Source organism: Glaciimonas sp. GG7, assembly GCF_052976905.1.
Window position 1 is genome coordinate 1 of record NZ_JBRIIQ010000235.1, and the last position, 535, is coordinate 535.

General features: G+C 49.5%; 1 protein-coding gene. It reads right to left on the reverse strand.

Annotated elements, in window-relative coordinates; translation table 11 throughout:
• Positions 1 to 185 (reverse strand): hypothetical protein (locus ACVBEF_RS21345; RefSeq protein ID WP_447125896.1); only part of this gene is annotated, 185 nt, incomplete at its 3' end.
• Positions 186 to 535: the final 350 nt, after the last annotated feature.

Below are 535 nucleotides of genomic sequence, written 5' to 3' on the forward strand. Positions count from 1 at the left end.
CTGATCCGTCTGGCGGCAGGAAAATTTGGCGTCGTTACATGACGGGGTAGGTCAAGTGCCACTTCAAAAGCAACGGCAACTTCAAAAGCAACTGCAACGTCAAAGGTGGCTGCGCCTGCAAGGTCAAAGACAACTTCACAACAGCCGTTTGCAATGGAGAATTGATCACTGTATCGACTGAACAAAAAACGTTTTAACGAGAAAAAAACCGAAGAAAACTAGATTCATTAAAAACCGTTATTTTCCAGTTGACCTCAGTTTTTTGTAGAGTTATTGTGTCACCGGTTTCTCACAAAGGAACTCAGGTTTGAACGCCTGCTATGTAAGCACCCGGACCGCGTCATGCGGTCTGGGCCCTAAGTTCGCCCTCTCTGGGCGGCGGTGCCGGAGAAGCCTTCGGGCTTGCTGGTTATTGGTGCATACATCCAGTCGTTCAACTCCGTCATCTGCCGCCCACCCCGTTATCCAACGGGACCGGCAAAACCCAGACTAAAGGATCGAACGATGCCCAATACCAAAGCTCCCGAACAATCTT